Origin of the sequence: Dolomitihabitans soli (assembly GCF_022213955.1) — a bacterium.
Taxonomy (GTDB): Bacteria; Actinomycetota; Actinomycetes; order Streptosporangiales; family Streptosporangiaceae; genus Streptosporangium_A; species Streptosporangium_A soli.
Map to the genome: position 1 here is coordinate 16218 of NZ_JAKNTW010000001.1, position 18965 is coordinate 35182.

Annotated in this window: 16 protein-coding genes; 8 read left to right on the forward strand and 8 right to left on the reverse strand. The window is 71.7% G+C overall.

Going from position 1 to position 18965, the window contains the following annotated elements; translation table 11 throughout:
• The first annotated feature begins 15 nt into the window (after window positions 1-15).
• The gene (locus MBA17_RS00075; RefSeq protein ID WP_238494105.1) at window positions 16-1506 is read left to right on the forward strand and encodes a PucR family transcriptional regulator; all 1491 of its coding nucleotides are present in this window, start codon (window positions 16-18) and stop codon (window positions 1504-1506) included.
• Here MBA17_RS00075 and MBA17_RS00080 read toward each other — a convergent pair.
• Window positions 1478-2104: a TetR/AcrR family transcriptional regulator gene (locus MBA17_RS00080; protein ID WP_238494106.1), complete on the reverse strand. Its 627-nt coding sequence runs from the start codon at window positions 2102-2104 to the stop codon at window positions 1478-1480. The two genes, MBA17_RS00075 and MBA17_RS00080, sit on opposite strands and share 29 nt — an antisense overlap.
• 217 nt (window positions 2105-2321) lie before the next feature.
• On the opposite strand from MBA17_RS00080, the gene MBA17_RS00085 reads away from it, so the two are divergent.
• Window positions 2322-3749: an aldehyde dehydrogenase family protein gene (locus tag MBA17_RS00085; RefSeq protein WP_238494107.1), complete on the forward strand. Its 1428-nt coding sequence runs from the start codon at window positions 2322-2324 to the stop codon at window positions 3747-3749.
• A 4-nt stretch (window positions 3750-3753) separates the two neighbouring features.
• Here the strand turns inward: MBA17_RS00085 and MBA17_RS00090 are convergent, their stop codons facing one another.
• Complete coding sequence (locus tag MBA17_RS00090; RefSeq protein ID WP_238494108.1) at window positions 3754-4749, reverse strand: trypsin-like serine peptidase; 996 nt, start codon at window positions 4747-4749, stop codon at window positions 3754-3756.
• A gap of 50 nt (window positions 4750-4799) precedes the next feature.
• Window positions 4800-5804 carry a trypsin-like serine peptidase gene (locus MBA17_RS00095; RefSeq protein ID WP_238494109.1) on the reverse strand — a complete coding sequence of 335 codons (1005 nt, stop codon included), beginning with the start codon at window positions 5802-5804 and terminating at the stop codon, window positions 4800-4802.
• 258 nt (window positions 5805-6062) lie between these two features.
• On the opposite strand from MBA17_RS00095, the gene dxr reads away from it, so the two are divergent.
• The 4 genes from dxr (at window position 6063) to MBA17_RS00115 (ending at window position 11281) form a co-directional block, all read left to right on the forward strand.
• A complete protein-coding gene (gene dxr / locus MBA17_RS00100; protein ID WP_238494110.1) occupies window positions 6063-7244 on the forward strand; it encodes a 1-deoxy-D-xylulose-5-phosphate reductoisomerase in 1182 nt (393 codons plus the stop codon).
• Window positions 7245-7428: 184 nt separating this feature from the next.
• Window positions 7429-8589 carry a flavodoxin-dependent (E)-4-hydroxy-3-methylbut-2-enyl-diphosphate synthase gene (ispG, locus tag MBA17_RS00105; protein ID WP_238494111.1) on the forward strand — a complete coding sequence of 387 codons (1161 nt, stop codon included), beginning with the start codon at window positions 7429-7431 and terminating at the stop codon, window positions 8587-8589.
• Window positions 8590-8708: 119 nt separating this feature from the next.
• Window positions 8709-10376, forward strand: a complete 1668-nt coding sequence (locus MBA17_RS00110; protein WP_238494112.1) for an alpha/beta hydrolase — start codon at window positions 8709-8711, stop codon at window positions 10374-10376.
• Between the two features lie 62 nt (window positions 10377-10438).
• A complete protein-coding gene (locus MBA17_RS00115; RefSeq protein ID WP_238495002.1) occupies window positions 10439-11281 on the forward strand; it encodes a GNAT family N-acetyltransferase in 843 nt (280 codons plus the stop codon).
• Between the two features lie 45 nt (window positions 11282-11326).
• Here MBA17_RS00115 and MBA17_RS00120 read toward each other — a convergent pair whose 3' ends face one another.
• From MBA17_RS00120 to MBA17_RS00140, 5 genes are all read right to left on the reverse strand, one after another.
• The gene (locus MBA17_RS00120) at window positions 11327-11713 is read right to left on the reverse strand and encodes a DUF3037 domain-containing protein (protein WP_238494113.1); all 387 of its coding nucleotides are present in this window, start codon (window positions 11711-11713) and stop codon (window positions 11327-11329) included.
• The gene (locus tag MBA17_RS00125; protein WP_238494114.1) at window positions 11710-12534 is read right to left on the reverse strand and encodes a HipA family kinase; all 825 of its coding nucleotides are present in this window, start codon (window positions 12532-12534) and stop codon (window positions 11710-11712) included. Before MBA17_RS00125 ends, MBA17_RS00120 begins: the two co-directional genes overlap by 4 nt.
• A 286-nt stretch (window positions 12535-12820) precedes the next feature.
• Window positions 12821-13702, reverse strand: coding sequence for a TIGR03619 family F420-dependent LLM class oxidoreductase (locus MBA17_RS00130; protein ID WP_238494115.1), 882 nt, complete (start codon window positions 13700-13702; stop codon window positions 12821-12823).
• Window positions 13702-14952 carry an LLM class flavin-dependent oxidoreductase gene (locus MBA17_RS00135; protein ID WP_238494116.1) on the reverse strand — a complete coding sequence of 417 codons (1251 nt, stop codon included), beginning with the start codon at window positions 14950-14952 and terminating at the stop codon, window positions 13702-13704. Before MBA17_RS00135 ends, MBA17_RS00130 begins: the two co-directional genes overlap by 1 nt.
• On the reverse strand, window positions 14949-15743 hold the full coding sequence (locus MBA17_RS00140; RefSeq protein WP_238494117.1) for an alpha/beta fold hydrolase: 795 nt from the start codon (window positions 15741-15743) through the stop codon (window positions 14949-14951). The genes MBA17_RS00135 and MBA17_RS00140 overlap by 4 nt, the downstream gene beginning before the upstream one ends.
• Window positions 15744-15833: 90 nt before the next feature.
• On the opposite strand from MBA17_RS00140, the gene MBA17_RS00145 reads away from it, so the two are divergent.
• A complete protein-coding gene (locus MBA17_RS00145) occupies window positions 15834-16667 on the forward strand; it encodes a TIGR03619 family F420-dependent LLM class oxidoreductase (RefSeq protein WP_238494118.1) in 834 nt (277 codons plus the stop codon).
• A gap of 82 nt (window positions 16668-16749) precedes the next feature.
• Window positions 16750-18948: a serine/threonine-protein kinase gene (locus MBA17_RS00150; RefSeq protein ID WP_238494119.1), complete on the forward strand. Its 2199-nt coding sequence runs from the start codon at window positions 16750-16752 to the stop codon at window positions 18946-18948.
• Window positions 18949-18965 lie beyond the last annotated feature (17 nt).

Sequence of the window (18965 nt, forward strand, 5' to 3'; positions counted from 1 at the left end):
CGGGGGGATGGGCGCGTGGCACCGACATTGCGGCGGGTCGCGGAGATGACGGCGCTACGCCTGCGGGTGCTCGTCGGCGGTGAGTCTCTCGACCGGCCGGTCCGCTGGGTCGCCGTGAGCGAGCTCGCCGATCCCACTCCCTTCCTCGAAGGCGGCGAGCTGGTGCTCACCACCGGCATGCGGATCGAGGGCGACGACGCCCCGCCGTACGTCGCGCGGCTCGTCGCCCGTGGCGTCGCCGGGCTCGGGTTCGGCGTCGGGGTGGGGCACGCGGAGGTTCCGGGCGCGCTGGTGACGGCGGCACGGGACGCGGGGCTGCCGCTGATCGAGGTGCCGCGTGACACGCCGTTCGTCGCGATCGGCAAGGTCGTCAGCGACCTGCTCGCGGCCGAGCAGTTCGAGGAACTGAGCCGGGCGTTCGCCGCCCAGGGCCGGTTGACCCGCGCGGCGCTCCAGTCCGAGGGAGCGCGCGCGGTCGTCCGCCGGCTGTCCAGGGAGATCCGCGGCTGGGCCGCCCTGCTCGGCGAGGACGGCACGGTGCTCGCCGCCGCCGGTGCCGACGACGAGCACATCGAGGCGTTGCTGCCCGAGCTCGACCGGCTCAAGGGACGGCCGGCCAGCCTGGCGATGTCCACTCCGGGGCGGCACGTGATCGTGCAGCCGCTCGGCGGGGCCAGGAAGGTGCGCGGGTTCTTCGCCGTCGGCACCGAGCGGGCGTTCTCGCCGGTGACGCACACGGTGGTCAACGTCGCCGCCTCGTTGCTCACCCTGGCCCTGGAGCAGGAGGCCGAGCAGCCGGCGGCCGAGCGGCGGGTCCGTTCCGCCGTGCTCCGCCTGCTGTTGTCGGGCGAGATCGAGGGAGCGGGGGCGGCGCTCGCGGCGCTCGGCGGGCGGTTGCCCGACGGTCCGGTCGTGGTGCTGGCCACCCGCGCGGAGCGCGACGAGGTGCTCGAAGCCGCCGGCGAGGTGTTCGCCGCCGGGCTGGACGACCAGACCATCCTGCTGGTGGCCCAGGGTGCGGAGGAGCCGCTGATCGCCACGGTGAGCGGGTTCGGCACGGTCGGGGTCAGCGATCCGGTGTCCTTCGACGCCCTCACCGCCGGCCTCGCCCAGGCCGAACGCGCGCTCGCCGCCGCACGCCGTGCCTCCCGGCCCGTCATGCGCTACGCCGGGCTCCCCGGCCAGGGCCTGCTCAACCTGCTCGACCCGGCCGCCGCCGACGCCTTCGCCGCCGCGCTGCTCGCCCCCCTCCAGGAGTACGGCTCGCGGGCCGACCTGATGGAGTCCCTGCGCGCCTACCTCGCCGCCAACGGCCACTGGGACGCCGCGGCCCAGCGCCTCGGCGTCCACCGGCACACCCTGCGCTACCGGATGCGCAGGGTCGCCCAGCTTCTCGGCCGCGACCTCGACGACGCGGGCACCCGGGCCGAGCTGTGGCTGGCGCTGAGCGTCGAGGGACAGGCAGGGGTCCCCTGCGTCAGGGCCGCTGGACGAGAAAGCACGTGATGGTGGCACTGGTGACGGCGTCGTAGGTGCGCGCGTCACGCAGGTGACCGGCACGTTCCAAGCTGATCGCGCCGTGCGCGGCGGCCCAGAGCGCGTCCGCGATCTTGCGGGGCTGGGTCGGCACGATCGAGCCCGCCGAGATGCAGTCGGCGATGACCCGGTCGAAGATGTTCAGCGCGGCCCTGGCGAGGGTGCGGGCGCGTTCGCTCGGTTCGAAGCCGGGGATGGCCTTCTCGAACATCAGGCCGTAGTAGGCGGGCTCGGCCAGGCACGCCTCGCGGTAGGCCGGGCCGAGGGCGATGAGGTGCTCGAACGGGTCCTTGCGCGAGGGCACCGCCTCCAGCCGGCGCCGGAACTTCTCGAACCCCTCCAGATACAGCGCTTCGGCCAGGCCCTCCTTGCTGCCGAACATGGTGTAGATGATCGTCGTCGAGCAGCCGGCCTCGGTCGCGATCCGGCGCATCGACAGGCTTTCCGGGCCGTGGTCGAGCAGCAGCTGACCGGCCACATCGAGCAGACGGACTCGCATCTCGTCGTGGGAGGCGCGCTCGCCGAGCAGGTAGGCGCCTTGAAGCCCGAGCGGCGCCGACGAGGTCATGAGCTCACGTCCTTCTGCCCAGGGGCCCCGCGCGTGACCCGCACACGATGACTTAACCAGGGTGGCGAAACTTCAAACCGACCACATGAAGAAACATCCGGATATGGGGGAGTAATCGTTACAGGTGACTGAGTTATCCGTAACGGTAGAGCAAGGTGCAAGGATTGTGCGGACTGGAGTAAGGCCCTGGTGGCGAGGGTGGCATAGCGTCGGATTCATGGACGTGCGCCCCTTCTGGCTCGCCGGTCATCCCGCCATGGGAGAGGCCGAGCTGACCGTTACGAACTCACATGACGACCAGATCGTCGGGATCTGCTCGGTGCCGACCGACGAGCAGGTGGAGCAGGCCGTGGCGGCCGCGCACGCGGTGCGGAGACAGGCCGCGGCGCTGCCGGTGCACGTGCGCGCCGAGGCCCTCGCGCACGTCGCGCGCCGTCTCGCCGAGCGCTCCGAGGAGATCGCCCAGCTCATCATGGAGGAGAACGGCAAGCCCCTGCTCTGGGCCAGAGGCGAGGTCGGCCGGGCCGTCTCGACCTTCCGGCTCGCCGCCGAGGAGGCCCGCAGGTTCAGCGGCGACGTGCAGCGCCTGGACACCGAGGCCGCCGCCACCGGCCGGCTCGCCTACATCTCCCGGGTGCCGCACGGGCCGGTGCTCGGGATCACGCCGTTCAACTTCCCGCTCAACCTGGTCGCGCACAAGGTCGCGCCGGCCATCGCGGTCGGCGCGCCCGTCATCGTCAAGCCCGCCCCCGCGACCCCGATCTCCTCGCTGGTGCTCGGTGAGATCCTCGCCGAGACCAACCTGCCCGAGGGCATGTTCTCCGTGCTCCCCGTGCCCAACGACCGCGCCTCGACGCTGGTCGAGGACCCGCGGCTGCCGGTGGTCTCCTTCACGGGCTCGGCCCCCATCGGGTACGCGATCATGGATCGGGTGCCGCGGAAGCACGTCACGCTGGAACTCGGCGGCAACGCCGCGGCCGTCGTGCTCGCCGACGCCGATCTCGACTGGGCGGCGGCCCGGATCGCGGTCTACTCCAACTACCAGGCCGGGCAGAGCTGCATCGCGGTGCAACGGGTGATCGTCGAGGACGCGGTGCACGACGCCTTCGTCGACCGGCTGCTGCCCGCCGTACAGGGACTCGTCACCGGCGACCCCGGGGACGAGAAGACCCAGGTCGGGCCGATGGTGTCGGCCGAGGCGGCGGAGCGGGTCGAGCGGTGGATCGGCGAGGCCGTGGCCGCGGGGGCCAGGGTGCTCGCCGGCGGCACCCGCGAGGGCGCGACGATCGCGCCCACGGTGCTGGCCGACGTGCCCGCCGACGCCAAGGTCAGCCGTGAGGAGGTCTTCGGACCGGTGATGATCGTCCAGCGGGTCGCCGGGCCGGACGAGGCGTTCGCCGCGGTCAACGACTCGAAGTACGGCCTGCAGGCCGGGGTCTTCACCCGCTCGATCGACCTGGCCTTCCGGGCCAACCGGGAACTGGAGGTCGGCGGTGTGATCATCGGCGACGTGCCCTCCTACCGGGCCGACCAGATGCCCTACGGCGGGGTCAAGGAGTCGGGCGTCGGCCGTGAGGGACTGCGCTCGGCGATGGCGGACTTCACCTACGAGAAGGTCATGGTGCTGACCGGGCTGACCCTGTGACCGGTCAGGCCTTCTGGGCGATGGCGTAGAGCTGCTCGGCGGACTCGCCGAAGTAGGGGCCGTACATGGTGCGGCGGTCGTCGGTGTACTTGAAGCTGCTCACCGAGGTGATCGTGCCCGTCCCGGTCTCCGCGTCGAAACCGGTGAACCACGGTCCGCCGCTCGACCCCGCCGTCATGTCGCAGGTCAGCCCTTGGTCGCCGGACTGGCCGTGCGGGTCCTGACGCAGCCGGCCCGCGCAGTAGACCAGCTCCCGGCCGTCGTACGGCGGGTCGGCGGGGAAGCCGAAGCCGTGGGTCCGGCCGCCGCGCCGGCCGCCGAACGCGATCTCCTGGGTGCCCACCGCGTCGGCGACGTGCTTGCCGTCCGAGGTGTTCAGCGCGACCATGCCCAGGTCGTGGTCGTCGCCCCCGCCCCGCGCCCAGGGCTCGGCGACGAACATCCGGCGCGCGGTGTACGACCCGTACGGCTTGCGCCCGTCACGGTAACCGGGGACGAAGGTCCAGTTGTCCGCCCAGGCGCCGGCGCCGTCCTTGACGCAGTGGCCCGCCGTGACGACGACATCCCGGCTGGCACTGCGCACCGTGCTGGCCGAGCACACGAAGTCGACGCCGGCCAGGGTGAGGAAGACCCGCCCCGTCGTGCGGGTCACCGCACCGCGCCAGGTCCACCGCGTGCCGCTGGTGGTGGTGCTGGGCCGGGTCGCCCGGTGCTGCCGCCGGGGCGGGGCGAGGGGCCTGGCGGCCATGCCGAAGACCGGGGGCAGGCCGGTCATCCGGTCGAGCGTTCCCGCCACGCCGAGGGGGACGGCCGCGGCCATGCGCCGCGGCGTCCAGTAGTCGAGCACGCGGCGTTGCTCGGTCGCGCTGCGTGCGGCCACGTGCTCCACGACGTCGGCCCCGGTGCCCGCCTCCGCGACGGCGGTGTGTCCAGGCGGCGGAACGCTCAGCAGACCGGCGATCAGCGAAGCGACCGCGAGAAGCGGTGGGGACGAGCTCATGGGCCCGAGTGTTCACTACCCAGGGTGCCCCTGTGGCTACTTTTGGTGAATCAGGTCGCGCCGTTGCGCTGCGCCGCGTCGTACACGGCCTTCGCCGCCTGGCCGAAGTAGGGGCCGAACATCAAGTGGGGCGCGACGTTGTACTTGAAGCTGTTCACCGAGTTCTGCGTGCCGACGCCGGTCGACTCGTTGAAGGCGAGGAACCAGGGACCACCGCTTGCCCCGCCCGTCATGTCGCACGTCAGGCCGATGGCACGGGACATCCTGGTGTCGTCGAACGCCTGTCCCGAGCAGAAGATCAGTCGTGAGCCGTCATACGGGCCGCTCGCCGGATAGCCGAACGAGTGCATCGGCCTGCGCCGCGCCTGGTTGAACGCGATGCCCTGGCCGCCGACGACGTCGATCAGCCGCCTGCCGTCCAGCGGGGCCACGACGGCCGCCGCGACGTCGTGGTCGGCTTGCTCGTCGGTGTTCCACTGGGGTGTGGTCACCAGCGTGGTCGCCACCCAGGTGCCGTAGGGCCGCCGGCCGTTCGCGTAGCCCGGTACGAACACCCAGTTGCGGTGGAAGGAGTCGCCCAGTTTGACGCAGTGCCCCGCGGTGATCACGACACTCTTGTTCGCGCTGGTCACCGCGCTGCCTGAGCAGGAGGCGTTCCTGCCGTTCGCGGTGGTGAAGAACACCCGCCCGGTGGTCCTGGCGATCGCCCCCGCCCTCGGCCACACCGCTCCGGACGTCTCCCGCGCCGCGGCCTGCCGGACGGACTCCCGCGCGGCGGGCGCGGTGGCGGCGACGGTCAGGGGGGTTCCCGCGGTGGCGGTCGTCGAACCGGGCCGCGCGTTCCCGGCGCCCTGGGCCGGAAGGTCGAGCGGCGGCGCGGCCGCCATTCTCGCGGCGGTCCAGTATTTCGCGACCGTGCGCTGCTCGTTCCTGGAGTCGGCGGCGTCCCTGCTGATCGGTTTCGGTGCCTGCGCGCTGTGCGCCGTGGCCGCTGGGAGCAGCGCGCCTCCCGTGGCGATGGCGAGAACGGGCACCAGCAGTGCCGTGCGGTGCATGCGTACCTCCCGGGGAGCGGATTGCTAAATTCGGAAGGTAGTAGGGGGAGATATCCGATTTCCATGACTTGCAGAGATGGATATATGGATATTTCAACTTCTGTCATAAAACACCCATAGTTGGCAATCTTCATGCTTATATATTCAACTCGCTGGTATTCCGGGTGGATATGTGCCGCAGCTGCCGCGGTGGCCGCCAGGCGGGGCCGGGGCGGGAGTCGCGTCCGGCGGCCCCCGTGAGGAGGTGAGAATAGGGGGGTGGATTCAGACATCACGCGCTCCGTCGTCCTGCTGGGGGCGACCGGGTCGATCGGCACCCAGGCTCTGGACGTCATCGCCAGGAACCCCGAGCGGTTCACGGTCACCGGGCTGGCGGCGGGCGGCGGCAGGGTGGACCTGCTGGCCCGGCAGGCAGCCCGGTTCGAGGTGGAGGTGGTCGCGGTCGCCGATACGGCGGCTGTGGGGGCGGTGCGGGAGGCGCTGGCCGCGCACGGGTCGCGGGCCAGGGTGCTGGCCGGCCCCGAGGGGGTCGCCGAGGTCGCGGCGTGGCCGTGCGACGTGGTGCTGAACGGCATCACCGGCGCCCTGGGCCTGACCTCCACGCTGGCGGCCCTGGAGGCGGGCCGGATGCTCGCGCTGGCCAACAAGGAGTCCCTGATCATGGGCGGGGCCCTGGTCAAGCGGTTGGCGAAGCCCGGCATGCTGGTGCCGGTCGACTCCGAGCACTCGGCGCTGGCGCAGTGCCTGTGGGCGGCGGGCCCGTCGGGCGAGGACGCGCGCGCCGTACGGCGGCTGATCGTGACCGCCAGCGGCGGTCCCTTCCGCGGCCGGACGCGGGCCGACCTCGCGGACGTGACCCCCGAGCAGGCCCTGGCCCATCCCACCTGGTCGATGGGCCCGGTGATCACCATCAACTCGGCCACCCTGGTCAACAAGGGCCTTGAGGTCATCGAGGCCAACCTGTTGTTCGATCTCGGGTTCGACCGGATCCACGTGGTGGTCCATCCGCAGTCGATGATCCACTCCATGGTGGAGTTCGTCGACGGCGCGGTGATCGCGCAGGCGAGCCCGCCGGACATGTGCCTGCCGATCGGGCTGGCCCTGGGCTGGCCGGAGCGGGTGCCCGGGGTGGCGCGGGCGGTCGACTGGAGCGTGGCCCAGTCGTGGACCTTCGAGCCCCTCGACGACGAGGCGTTCCCCTCCGTCGCGCTGGCCAGGCACGTCGGCACCCAGGGCGGCACCGCCCCCGCCGTCTACAACGCCGCCAACGAGGTGTGCGTCGACGCGTTCGTGGCGGGCCGGCTGCCCTTCCTCGGCATCGTCGACACCATCGCCGAGGTCGTCTCCCAGCACACCGGCACGGCCGCCGACACGGTGGCCGAGGTGCTCGACGCCGACGCGTGGGCGAGGGCGCGGGCGCGGGAACTCACCGGGCACTGACGCGAATCATCACCATTGACCCGAATTGCGGTAAATGGGTGACCGATATGGTGTGGCCGCCGGGACCCCCGGCGGCACGGGTGTCGCCGCGGTGGCCCCGTGACTCCCGGCACTACCTACACTGGTGGGGTCGGAATGAGCGACTGTCAGGCCCGTCGCGTCGCCAACCAGTCAAGGTGCTGAGATGTCTGTAGATCTTGGGATTCCCTCCGTGCGGAACCGCCCGATCGCGGAGCGCAGGAGGTCACGGCAGATCATGGTGGGTGCCGTGCCGGTGGGCGGCGACGCTCCCGTGACCGTCCAGTCCATGACCACGACCGTGACCGCCGACATCAACGCGACCCTGCAGCAGATCGCGGAGCTGACGGCCTCCGGGTGCCAGATCGTGCGGGTGGCGGTGCCCTCGCAGGACGACGCCGACGCGCTGCCGATCATCGCGCGCAAGTCGCAGATCCCGGTGATCGCCGACATCCACTTCCAGCCGAAATACGTCTTCGCGGCGATCGAGGCCGGTTGCGCGGCGGTCCGCGTCAACCCGGGGAACATCAAGAAGTTCGACGACAAGATCGGGGAGATCGCCAGGGCGGCCGCCGACCACGGCGTCCCGATCCGGATCGGCGTCAACGCCGGCTCCCTCGACCCCAGGCTGATGGAGAAGTACGGCAAGGCCACGCCCGAGGCGCTGGTCGAGTCGGCGTTGTGGGAGTGCTCGCTGTTCGAGGAGCACGGCTTCCGCGACATCAAGATCTCGGTCAAGCACCACGACCCGGTCGTCATGATCCAGGCGTATCGCCAGCTCGCCGCCCGCTGCGACTACCCGTTGCACCTGGGCGTCACCGAGGCCGGCCCCGCCTTCCAGGGCACGATCAAGTCGGCGGTCGCCTTCGGCGCGCTGCTGGCCGAGGGCATCGGCGACACGATCAGGGTCTCGCTCTCCGCGCCGCCGGTCGAGGAGGTCAAGGTCGGCATCGGCATCCTGGAGTCGCTCAACCTGCGCGAGCGCGGTCTGGAGATCGTCTCCTGCCCCTCGTGCGGCCGGGCCCAGGTCGACGTCTACACGCTCGCCGAGCAGGTGCACGCGGGGCTCGACGGCCTGAAGGTGCCGCTCCGGGTCGCGGTCATGGGATGCGTCGTCAACGGGCCCGGCGAGGCCCGCGAGGCCGACCTGGGCGTGGCGTCGGGCAATGGCAAGGGTCAGATCTTCGTCAAGGGCGAGGTCATCAAGACCGTGCCCGAGTCGCAGATCGTCGAGACCCTGATCGAGGAGGCCCTGCGCCTGGCCGAGGCGATGGGCGTCGACGTGGACCTCGACGACGATTCGGGCCCCGAGGTCATTGTCGGCTGAGCCGATCGCACCCGGCAATCATTTGCTTACCGAATGGTAATCTCTGTAGAGACTCCGAGTAATCGACTCGTCACCTAGGGGAACATTTCTCTGTCCACTGAACAGAGGAGCGCTGTCGGGTGAAGCGGGTCGTCGCAGTTTTCGCGAGCATGTCGATGCTGGCCGCAGGGATGGGAGTCGCCACCGAGGAGGCGGCCGCGGAGGCCGGGGCCAAGGAGGCGGCCGAGGTCGCCTGGGGGCCCTGCCAGGCGGGTAACAGGGCCTCGCCGGGAGCGCCGGCGAGGAAGGGCTCCAGTGCGCCGTCACGGGTGGAGTGCACCTCGGTCCGGGTGCCGCTCGACTACCGCGAGCCGTACGGCCAGACCATCACGCTGGCGCTGAACCGGGTGCGCGGCACGGTCTCCCGGGACCACAACCACCTCGGGGTGCTGCTGGTGAACCCCGGCGGGCCGGGGGCCTCCGGGCGCGCCCTGGCCAAGCACGTCGCCGACACGCTGCCTGACGGGCTGGCGAACAGGTTCGACGTGATCGGGTTCGACCCGCGGGGGGTGGGCGACAGCGTGCCCGCGCTGACCTGCGTAGACGCGGAGAAGCTGTACGCGGCGCCCCGCCTGGACCACGTGCCGCGCACCACCACCGCGGAGCGGACCCTGGCCGACCGGGCCAGGGGGTACGCCACGGCGTGCGGCAACCGCTGGTCCTGGATGCTGCCCCACCTGACGACCGAGAACTCCGCCAGGGACATCGACTCGATCAGGAGGGCCCTGGGCGAGGAGCGTGTGAGCTACCTCGGTTACTCCTACGGCAGCTACCTCGGAGCCGTCTACGCCACCCTGTTCCCCAACCGCGTCAAGCGGCTGGTCCTGGACAGCGTGGTCGACCCGAAGGGCGACTGGTACGCCTCGAACATCGCCCAGAACCACTCCTTCGAGCGGCGGCACCGCGACTTCCTGGCCTGGACGGCCCGCCACAACAACGTCTACCGGCTGGGCAGGGACCAGACCAAGGTCCGGTTCGCCTGGAACTCCATGCGCGACCGGTTGGGCGCACGCCCCGCCGAGGGGACGGTCGGCCCGAGCGAGCTCGACGACACCTTCACCGCCGGCGGATACTCCGACACGATCTGGCCGCAGCTCGCCCAGGCGTTCTCCGACTACGTGCGCAGGGGCCAGACCAAGGGTCTCCTCGCCGCGTACCAGCAGCACGGCAGACTCGGCGCGAGCGACGAGAACGGTTACGCCGTCTACCTGGGCGTCCAGTGCGGCGACTCGCCCTGGCCGCGCGACTGGGCGAGGTGGCACGCCGACATGGCCGCGTCGCACACCAGGTCACCCTTCATGACCTGGCCGAACGCGTGGTACAACGCGCCGTGCGCGTTCTGGCCGCGGCGGGGTGGCACGCCCGTGCGCGTCACCGGTGACCGGCGGCTCCCGCCCATCCTGATGCTCCAGGCCGAACGCGACGCGGCCACGCCGCGGGAGGGGGCGTTGCGGATGCGGCAGGCGCTCGGCAGCGCCAGCCTCGTCGTCGAGCCGGGCGGGAACCACGGAGTGGTCCTGTCGGGCAACGCGTGCGCGGACCGGCGTCTCGCCGCCTACCTGCGCGACGGTTCGGTCCCCGTGCGCCGTCCCGGTTCACGGCCGGACGCGCGGTGCCCGAGCAAGCCGGCGCCCCGGCCGAACCAGCCGGCCCGCACGACTACGGAACCGGCCCGCACGACTACGGAAAAGGTCATCGAGCAGCCGGAGTCGAACCCGCTCCTGGGTGGAATCCTCAGCGGACAGTAAAGAAACGGGGGTCTGGGGCGGTTCCTGCTAAATTCGGGGAGGTCGCGTACGCTTGGCGGGTGATGCTGCGAACATCGGCGTCGCGCGTGCTCGACGACAGCGATCGCGAAGAGGTTCTTGCTCTCCTTGACATCGATCCTGTCGCCAACGTCTTCGTCGCCTCGCGGGTGCGGTCCGTCGGGCTCAACCCGGCCAGGCTCGGCGGACAGATGTGGGGATTCGGCGCGCGCGGAGGTCTGACCTCATTGTGTTATGCGGGCGCCAACCTCGTCCCCGTCAACGCCGGGACCGACGCCGTGCACGCCTTCGCCGACCGTGCGCGCAGGCAGGGCAGGCGCTGCTCGTCGATCGTCGGCCCGGCGCGCGCGGTCGAGCCGCTGTGGGAGCTGCTCCAGCCGCACTGGGGGCCCGCGCGCGCCGTCCGCTGGGCGCAGCCGGCGATGGTGATGTCCTCCCGGTCGCCGGTGCCCGCCGACCCGCTGGTGCGGCGGGTCCGCCCGGAGGAGTTCGAGACGGTGCTGCCCGCGTGCGTGGCGATGTTCACCGAGGAGGTCGGCGTCTCGCCGGACGCGGGCGACGGCGGCGCGCTGTATCGCACGCGGGTCGCCGAGCTGATCCGGATCGGCCGCTCCTACGCGCGCATCGAGGGACGCCAGGTGGTGTTCAAGGCCGAGATCGGCGCGGTCACCCCGCTCGCTTGCCAGATCCAGGGCGTGTGGGTGCACCCGGACCGGCGCGGGCAGGGGCACGCCGCCGCCGGGATGGCCGCCGTGGTCGACTACGCGCTCGGCTGCTTCGCGCCGCTGGTCACCCTGTACGTCAACGACTTCAACGCGCCGGCCCGCGCGGTCTACCGCAAGGTCGGGTTCGAAGAAGTCGACACCTTCATGTCCGTGCTGTTCTGACCAGCCGGTCGAACGGTCGTTCCAGTTCGGTGGCGGGGTCGCCGGTCAGCTCCGCGTGGGTGTTCTGACCAGCCGGTCGAACAGTCGCTCCAGTTCGGTGGCCGGGTCGCCGGTCAGCCCCGCGTGCACCGGGCCCGTCTGCACGATCGTGCTGCGCGGCGCGGTGAGCCAGCGGAACCTGCTGCCCAGTGACTCCGCCGACAGCGGCCCGGCCTGCTCGCCGCACGCCATCTCGTAGGCGTCCAGGGCGTGCCGTACCCCCTCGGCGTCGATCTCGGGGTCGAGGGCGCGCACCCGGACGACGTCGAGTTCGACCTTGGCGCACAGGTAGCCCGCCGGCTGGCAGTAGACGATCACGCCCGCGTTGACCAGCTCGCCGCGCTCCACCCGCGGGATCACGCGAATCGTGGCGTACTCGTAGACGTCGCTCATCGGGCGTCCTTCCAGAACGGTACGCCACGGCCGGCCTCGCGCCTGGACGCGGCGTCAGGCGGCCGTTCCCCCGCACCTGCGGTGTCGGGCAGCCAGGCCCGCGGCCCGCTCGCCCGCGCGAGCAGGTGCTCCACATACGCCTGCCGTACGGCGGGCGGCCCGTCGAAGCCGGGCTCGTCCAGCCACTCGTCGGGCACCGCGGCCGTCACCTCCTCCAGCAGCTCCCTGGTGATCCGCGGGCTGAGGTCGGCGTCGGCCTCGGCCAGGCCGGTGGCGAAGGGGGCGAGGACGTGGTCGCCGCCGTCGAAGGGGCGCTGGGGGTCGGCGGTGCGCCAGTTGTGGTGGAACCAGAGGGCGGCGCCGTGGTCGATCAGCCAGATGTCGCGGTGCCAGACCAGCAGGTTCGGGTTGCGCCAGCTCCGGTCGACGTTGTGGATCAGCGCGTCGAACCAGAGCACGCGGGAGGCGAAGCCCGGTTCCGGGGCCCAGACCAGCGGGTCGAACCCGAGTGCGCCCGGCAGGAAGTCGACGGCGAGGTTGTCGCCCACGCTGGCGTTGAGCAGGTCCTGGATCTCCTCGTCCGGCTCTCTCCTGCCGAGTTGCGGGTCCACATCGATGATCCTCAGCTCGGGGGTCCTGAGCCCGAGCCGCCTGGCGAGCTCGGCGCAGATGATCTCGGCGACGAGGACGCTGACGCCCTGCCCCGCGCCCCGGAACTTCACGGCATAGGTGCCGAGGTCATCCGCCTCGAGGACACCCGGCAGCGACCCGCCCTCGCGGAGCGGCGTCACATATCTGGTCGCAACGATGTGTTCGAGCACGCCACGAAGGCTATCGGCCGCCGCCCACCAACGAGCCACACGCACACCGGCGGCCGCACACGGGCGACCGCGCACGGCCGGGCCCGCGTTCAGGCATGCCCGCGTAGGGGACAGGTCCGTGCGGGTAGGTCCGTGCGGGTAGGCCTGTACGGGCAGGTCCGAATGCGGGCAGGTCCGCGTACGGATCTGCCCGCGTTCAGGCAGGCCCCGCGTTCAGGTAGGCCCGCATGCGGGGAGGTTCGCGTGCGGGGTGGTGGGTGTGCGGCAGGCCCGTGCGCCGGGGCTGTCACATTCTGGCGATGATCTCCTCCGCGAAGCGTTCGAGGGTGGCGATCTTGAGTTCGAGGCTGTCGCCGTGCCGTGCCTTCTCCTCGGGGGTGGCGAGCCACCAGGGGGCGGCCATGGTGGCGGTGACGCCCTTGGCGGCGAAGCGGCGGTAGGTGGCGGGATCGGGCAGGACGGCGAGGGGAGCGATGATCTCCAGGGCGTCCGGCGGCCTGCCGTACTCCTGGAGGTGGTGGCGCAGGGCGGTGAGGATCACGTCGAGCTGGTCCTCGGTGTAGACGCGGTTGCCGATCCAGCCGTCGCCGAGGCGGGCGGCGCGGCGCAGGGCCGGTTCGCTGTCGCCGCCGATGTAGACGGGGACGGGCCGGGCGGGTACGGGGGCGATGGACAGCGGTCCGAAGTCGAAGTGGACGCCGTGGTGCTCGACCTCGCCGCCGGCCCACAGCCTGCGCAGGACCGGGATCATCTCGTCCAGCCTGCGCCCCCGGGTGCGGAAGTCCTGGCCGGTCTGGGCGAACTCGTCCGCGCACCAGCCCACCCCGACCCCGAAGCCGACCCGCTCGCCGGAGAGCACCGCGGCCGTGGAGACCTGCTTGGCCACGGTGAACAGGTCGCGGGCCGGGGCGATGTAGACGTTGGGGGAGAAGCGCAGCGTGCTGGTCACGGCGGCCATCGCACCGATCGTGACCCACGGGTCCGGCCAGTGCGTGGTCGCGTCCCAGCGTGGCCTGCCGGACGTGGAGTAGGGGTACGGCGTGGCGTAGTCGGCGAAGAAGACGTGGTCCGAGAGCGTGAGCGTGTGCATGCCGTACCGTTCGGCGGCCACGGCGAGTTCGGTGAACTCGCCGGTGGCCACGAACGAGGCGCCCAGCCAGAAGTCCATCAGTCTGCGAACTCGGGGATGACCTTGGTGGCGAAGAGCTCCAGGTTGCGCTTGACCGTGTCGAGCGGAAGCACCCCCTGCTGGCCCTGCATGAACAGACCGAACCACTCCAGGTCGGGCATCCGGTCGAGCATCCGCTGAATCCCGCGCTTGACGTCGTCCGGGCCGCCGAGCAGGGCCATCTCGACCTCGTTCATCCGTTTGTAGTCGCCCTTCTGCGGGCTGATCGGCTGGTGCCGGTCGTCCTCCTTCTTGCGCAGCACCTCCAGGTAGCCGAACGGGCCGAAGAAGGCGGCGAAGTCCTTCTGCATGCTCGTGCCGTAGGTGGCGATGGCCTCCTCACGGGTGTCGGCCATGCCGATGATCTTCAGGATGCCGGTGTGCTCGCCCAGCTTGTAGTCGCGGCCGCACTTGGCCGACTCCTCCTGGTAGAGCCGGGCCTTGGCCGCGTGCTCGTCCGGGTTGGGGGTGAACATCCACGGCATGATGTCCTCCTGGGCGGCCCTGATGACCGATCGGTCGGAGATCGTGAACGGCTGCCACAGCTCGGGATGCGGGTTCTGGTACGGCTTGGGGCACACCGAGACGGCCTGGATCCGCCCGTCGTCCGACACCTCGCCCGGTGCGCCGAACGTCTTGGTCCACTCCAGCGCCGGCCAGCCCTCGATCCCCTCGTACGGCGCGGGCACCTCGTAGTCGACGACGTCGGACTTGTAGCGCAGGGTCTCCTGAGTCCAGGCCATCTTCATGATCTTCAACATCTCGCCGAACACGTCGAAGTTGCGGGTGTCGGTGGCCGACCCGTCGGATCTGGCGGCGGCGGTCTTCCAGCGCTGGCCGAGCACGTTCATCCAGCGGTTCTGGTAGCCGCGCGCCACGCCGAGGCGCAGCCGTCCCTTGCAGAACTGGTCGAGCAGCGCCACGTCCTCGGCGGCCCGGATCGGGTCCCAGGCGGGGAGCACGATGCCGAGCGGGGCCAGCAGGATGCGTTCGGTGCGGGCCGCCAGGTCGGTGAGGAACATCAGCGGGTTGACCGAGAACTCGAAGCCTTCGGAGTGGAAGTGGTGCTCGGTCATCATCAGCGCGTCGAAGCCGATCTGGTCGGCGTGCACCGCGATCTCGCGCACCTCGTGCAGCAGCAGCTGGTAGGAGTCGGTGTCACGGCCGATCGGGCGCCTGGCGATCGCGTTCTCCTCCTGGCTGTAGCCCGAGCCGGGGATCTGCGGGTTGAGGAATATCGAGAACTTCACGCAAGGCTCCTTAGCCAGTCGTTGAGAACGAGCACGAACTCCGCCGGGCGCTCCTCGTGCAGCCGGTGCCCGCTGCCCTCCCAGGTGATCGCCCTGGAGCGGGGGTCCTTGAACAGGGCGGCCTCCCAGGCGGCCCGCGCCGGGTCGAACCAGAAGGTGAGCACCGGGCAGTCCCGTCGGGCGAGGTAGGCGTCGGCGGCGGGCCGTACGCCGATCGCGCCGGGTGCGCAGAACATCGCCTCGAACGCCTCCGCCAGCACGTGCGGGGGCGTGGCCAGCAGCCGCCGCCGATGCTGTTCGCGCAGCCACGCGGGGGACGCCGGAGTGTAGGACCAGTCGTCGATCGCGACGGCGACCGCGTTGGCGTCGCCGTCGCGCAGGGACGAGACGATCGACGGGAACGCCTCGGCGACCGTTCCCGCGAAGCCGTACCCGGGCTCGACCGCCACCAGCGCCGGGACCAGGCCGGGATGTTCCACGGCCAGGTGGGAGGCCACCTGGCCGCCCATCGAGTGCCCGACCGGCACGCACGTCTCGACGCCGAGCGACGCGCACAGCTCGGCGAGGTCGGCGGCCATCTTGCGCGGGGTGTTGCCGTGCGGCGGAGCCGAGGAGTAGCCGTGCCCGCGCAGGTCGGCCGCGATCACCCGGTACGTCCCGCGCAGCGCGGGCAGGTGGTGGGCCCAATCGCGCGAGTCGGCCCCCCAGCCGTGGACCAGCAGCAGCGTGGTCTCACCCGACCCGTCGTCGGTATAGAAAAGCCGCACATCGCCGAGATCGGCAAACGACATACCGGTCCTCCCGTGAGCACTGAGCGCAAGCTACCCTAGGAATGCTAGCCGAGCAATCGCTTGGTCGAGGAGGGGTTGAGGGAGGCGGGAATGCGGCTCGGCGTGACGATGTTCGCCACCGATCGGTCGATGCCGGTCACCGATCTGGCCGTGGCCGTGGAGGAACGCGGCTTCTCCTCCCTCTACCTGCCCGAGCACACCCACATCCCGGTCTCCCGCCGCACCCCGCCGGCGGCCGGCCAGGACGAGTTGCCGCAGGAGTACAAACGGACCCTCGACCCGCTCGTCGCCCTCGCCTTCGCCGCCGCCGTCACCCGCCGCATCACCCTCGGCACCGGGATCCTGCTGGCCGCCCAGCGCGAGCCGATCGTCACGGCCAAGGCCATCGCCACGCTCGACCACCTCTCCGGCGGCAGGTTCGCGCTCGGGCTGGGCTTCGGCTGGAACGTGGAGGAGATCGAGAACCACGGCGTGCCGTACGGCACGCGCAGGGACGTCGCGCGTGAGCACGTGCTGGCGATGCGAGCGCTGTGGAACGGGGAGGTGGCCGGGTTCGACGGGCGGCACACCCGGTTCGAGCCGTCGTGGTCGTGGCCCAAACCCGTCGGCGGGCCGCCGATCCATCTAGGCGGCGCGGCCGGTCCCCGGCTGTTCGCCCATGTGGCCGAGTACGCCGACGGGTGGCTGCCGATCGGCGGCGGCGGGATCAAGGCCGCGCTGCCCGCGCTCAGACGGGCGTGCGAGGAGGCGGAACGGCCGATGGCCGCGGTGATCCCCTTCGGCACGCTGCCGAGCGCCGGGAAACTTGAGCACTTCGCCGAGTTGGGGATCGAGGAGGTCGTGCTCAACGTGCCCGGAGACGCCGATGTGCTCGCCGTACTCGATGAGTATGCCCGGTATCTGCCTGTCTTTCGGGTTACATGACATGTGCGGGCGTTGACGGGTGAGGGCGGCACCCCCTTGAGTGGAGGGGGTCGGGGGTCGAGACGCGGCGAGGGGAGACGGCGTGCCGCATGCGCAGCCGCTCAGAACGGGGGATCCCGGGCGGTTAGGCGGATACGAGTTGTCCGGCCGCCTCGGCGAGGGCGGTCAGGGCGCGGTCTACCTCGCCACGCGTCCGGACACCGACGGCGAGAGATACGCCGTCAAGCTCCTCTACGCGCCGGTCGGCGCCGACGAGGCCGCGTTCCTGCGCGAGATCGAGATGGCCAAGCAGGTCGCCAGGTTCTGCACCGCCCAGGTCCTGGACGCGGGGGTGGCCGATGGACGTCCGTACATCGTGAGCGAGTACGTCGACGGGCCCACACTGCAACGTGACGTCGCGCTGGCGGGGCCGCGGTCGGGGGGCGCGCTGGAACGCCTGGCGATCGGCACGGCCACCGCGCTCGCCGCGATCCACCAGGCCGGGATCGTGCACCGCGACTTCAAGCCGCAGAACGTCCTGCTCGGACCCGATGGGCCGCGGGTCATCGACTTCGGCCTGGCCCGCGCCCTCGACGCCGCCGCCACGTTGAGCGGGCGGGGCGCCGGGACACCCGCCTACATGGCGCCCGAGCAGATCTCCGCAGGCGACATCACCGCCGCCGCCGACGTCTTCGCCTGGGGGTCGGCCATCTGCTTCGCCGCCAACGGGCGTCCGCCGTTCGGTCACGACTCCATCGCCGCCGTGATGCACCGCATCCTGACCGCGCGGCCGGTGATCGGGGCGCTCACCGGGCAACTCGGCGCACTGGTCGAGCGGTGCCTGGCCAAGGACCCGGCCCTGCGTCCGGGCAGTCGCGAACTGCTGCTCACCCTGCTGGGCGAACCCACGCCTGTTCCCGTACCCGAGCGGTCGGATTCCTCGGGCCCCGCCTTCTACCTGTCCGCGCCGGAGGCTCCCGCCGTTCAGGGGGAGGCGGACCCCGGCACGGACCTCGACGCGGATTCCTTCGGGGACGCCGCCTCGGACCCGGACGCGGACTTCTTCGGGCACGCCGGCTCGGACCCCGACGCGGACCCCGATGCGGCCTCCGAGGGGAAGGCCGGGGAGGTTCAAGCGGTCCCGGCGGGTCTGGGAATGGCGGCTCGTGTGATCCCGGCCGGGCAGGCCGGGGAAGGGCGGACGGGTTTATCGGCCGGGGAGCCCTACTCGGTCGCGGAGAGCGTGGACGGGGAGGCCCGTTCGCTCCCAGAGGTCCGGGCGGGCGGGGAGGCGCACGAGGTCCGGGCGGGCTGGACGACGGGCTTGGCGCGGGCGGGATCCCGAGGTGGTGGCGGGCGGTCCGGGCCGGAGGATGAGGTCACGCGGACCCATCCGGGCCGGGCGAGCCGGGCCTCGATGGCGGTGTCCGGCTCGCTACTGGTCAGCGCCGCCGTGCTGGTGACGGTATTGGTGCCCGCCCTGACCGGCGACGACTCCGGCGAGCTTCGGCCCGGCGGCGTCCAGGTGTCCGGCCCCACGGCCACCGCCACCGCCGCGGCCCCGGCCGACAGCGGTCCGCCGGACGACGAACCGAGCGCGCCTCCCCGGCTCGCCGGCAGTGCGCCCGCCCCCACCCCGACCGCGGGGACGGCGACCGTGAACGTCCCCGCACTCGTCGGCCTGGACCGCGCCGAGGCGGTGCGTGCGATCAAGCGGGCCGGACTGGCCGCCGGTCCGATCGCCGAGATCGACTCCGCCGAGCGGATCGGCCGGGTGCTCACCGTCGTCCCCGCGGCGGGTTCCGCGGTGGCCGCCGGGACGCGGATCCGGCTGGAGGTGTCGGCGGGCGTGCGGGTGCCGGCACTCGTCGGCCTCCAGTGGCCCGCCGCCCAGTCGGCCCTGACGACCGCGGGTCTCGTGGTCGGCGAGGTGACCAGGGCCTGTTCCGGCCAGTCGACGGGGCAGGTGATCGAGAGCCGGCCGGCGGCGGAGAGCAGGGTCGCCGGAGGGAGCGCCGTCGCGCTGGTGGTCGCCCGCCAGGGCGTCGCCGTGCCGGGAGTCGTGGGACAGGGGCAGGCGGAGGCGGAGCAGGCGGTGCGGGGGGCCGGGCTCGCCGTACGGGTGCGTCCGCGGATCGTCGAGTCTCCCGCCCAGGTCGGCGTGGTGCTCGCGCAGCGGCCGGCGCCGGGTGGCTGCGCCGGTCCCGGACGTGCCGTCGTGATCGCCGTCGGCGTCGAGGGCACGGGCGGGCCGGGTCCGGGGGAGTCGCCCGACCCCTCAGCGGAGCCGACCGCCCCTTGATCGTGCCAGTCGTCCCG

Coding starts and splice junctions, on each gene's coding strand:
- MBA17_RS00080 (WP_238494106.1), bottom strand. CDS start 2,104: ATGACCTCGTCGGCGCCGCTCGGGCTTCAAGGCGCCTACCTGCTCGGC.
- MBA17_RS00085 (WP_238494107.1), top strand. CDS start 2,322: ATGGACGTGCGCCCCTTCTGGCTCGCCGGTCATCCCGCCATGGGAGAG.
- MBA17_RS00090 (WP_238494108.1), bottom strand. CDS start 4,749: ATGAGCTCGTCCCCACCGCTTCTCGCGGTCGCTTCGCTGATCGCCGGT.
- MBA17_RS00095 (WP_238494109.1), bottom strand. CDS start 5,804: ATGCACCGCACGGCACTGCTGGTGCCCGTTCTCGCCATCGCCACGGGA.
- ispG (WP_238494111.1), top strand. CDS start 7,429: ATGTCTGTAGATCTTGGGATTCCCTCCGTGCGGAACCGCCCGATCGCG.
- MBA17_RS00115 (WP_238495002.1), top strand. CDS start 10,439: ATGCTGCGAACATCGGCGTCGCGCGTGCTCGACGACAGCGATCGCGAA.
- MBA17_RS00120 (WP_238494113.1), bottom strand. CDS start 11,713: ATGAGCGACGTCTACGAGTACGCCACGATTCGCGTGATCCCGCGGGTG.
- MBA17_RS00130 (WP_238494115.1), bottom strand. CDS start 13,702: ATGGACTTCTGGCTGGGCGCCTCGTTCGTGGCCACCGGCGAGTTCACC.
- MBA17_RS00140 (WP_238494117.1), bottom strand. CDS start 15,743: ATGTCGTTTGCCGATCTCGGCGATGTGCGGCTTTTCTATACCGACGAC.
- MBA17_RS00145 (WP_238494118.1), top strand. CDS start 15,834: ATGCGGCTCGGCGTGACGATGTTCGCCACCGATCGGTCGATGCCGGTC.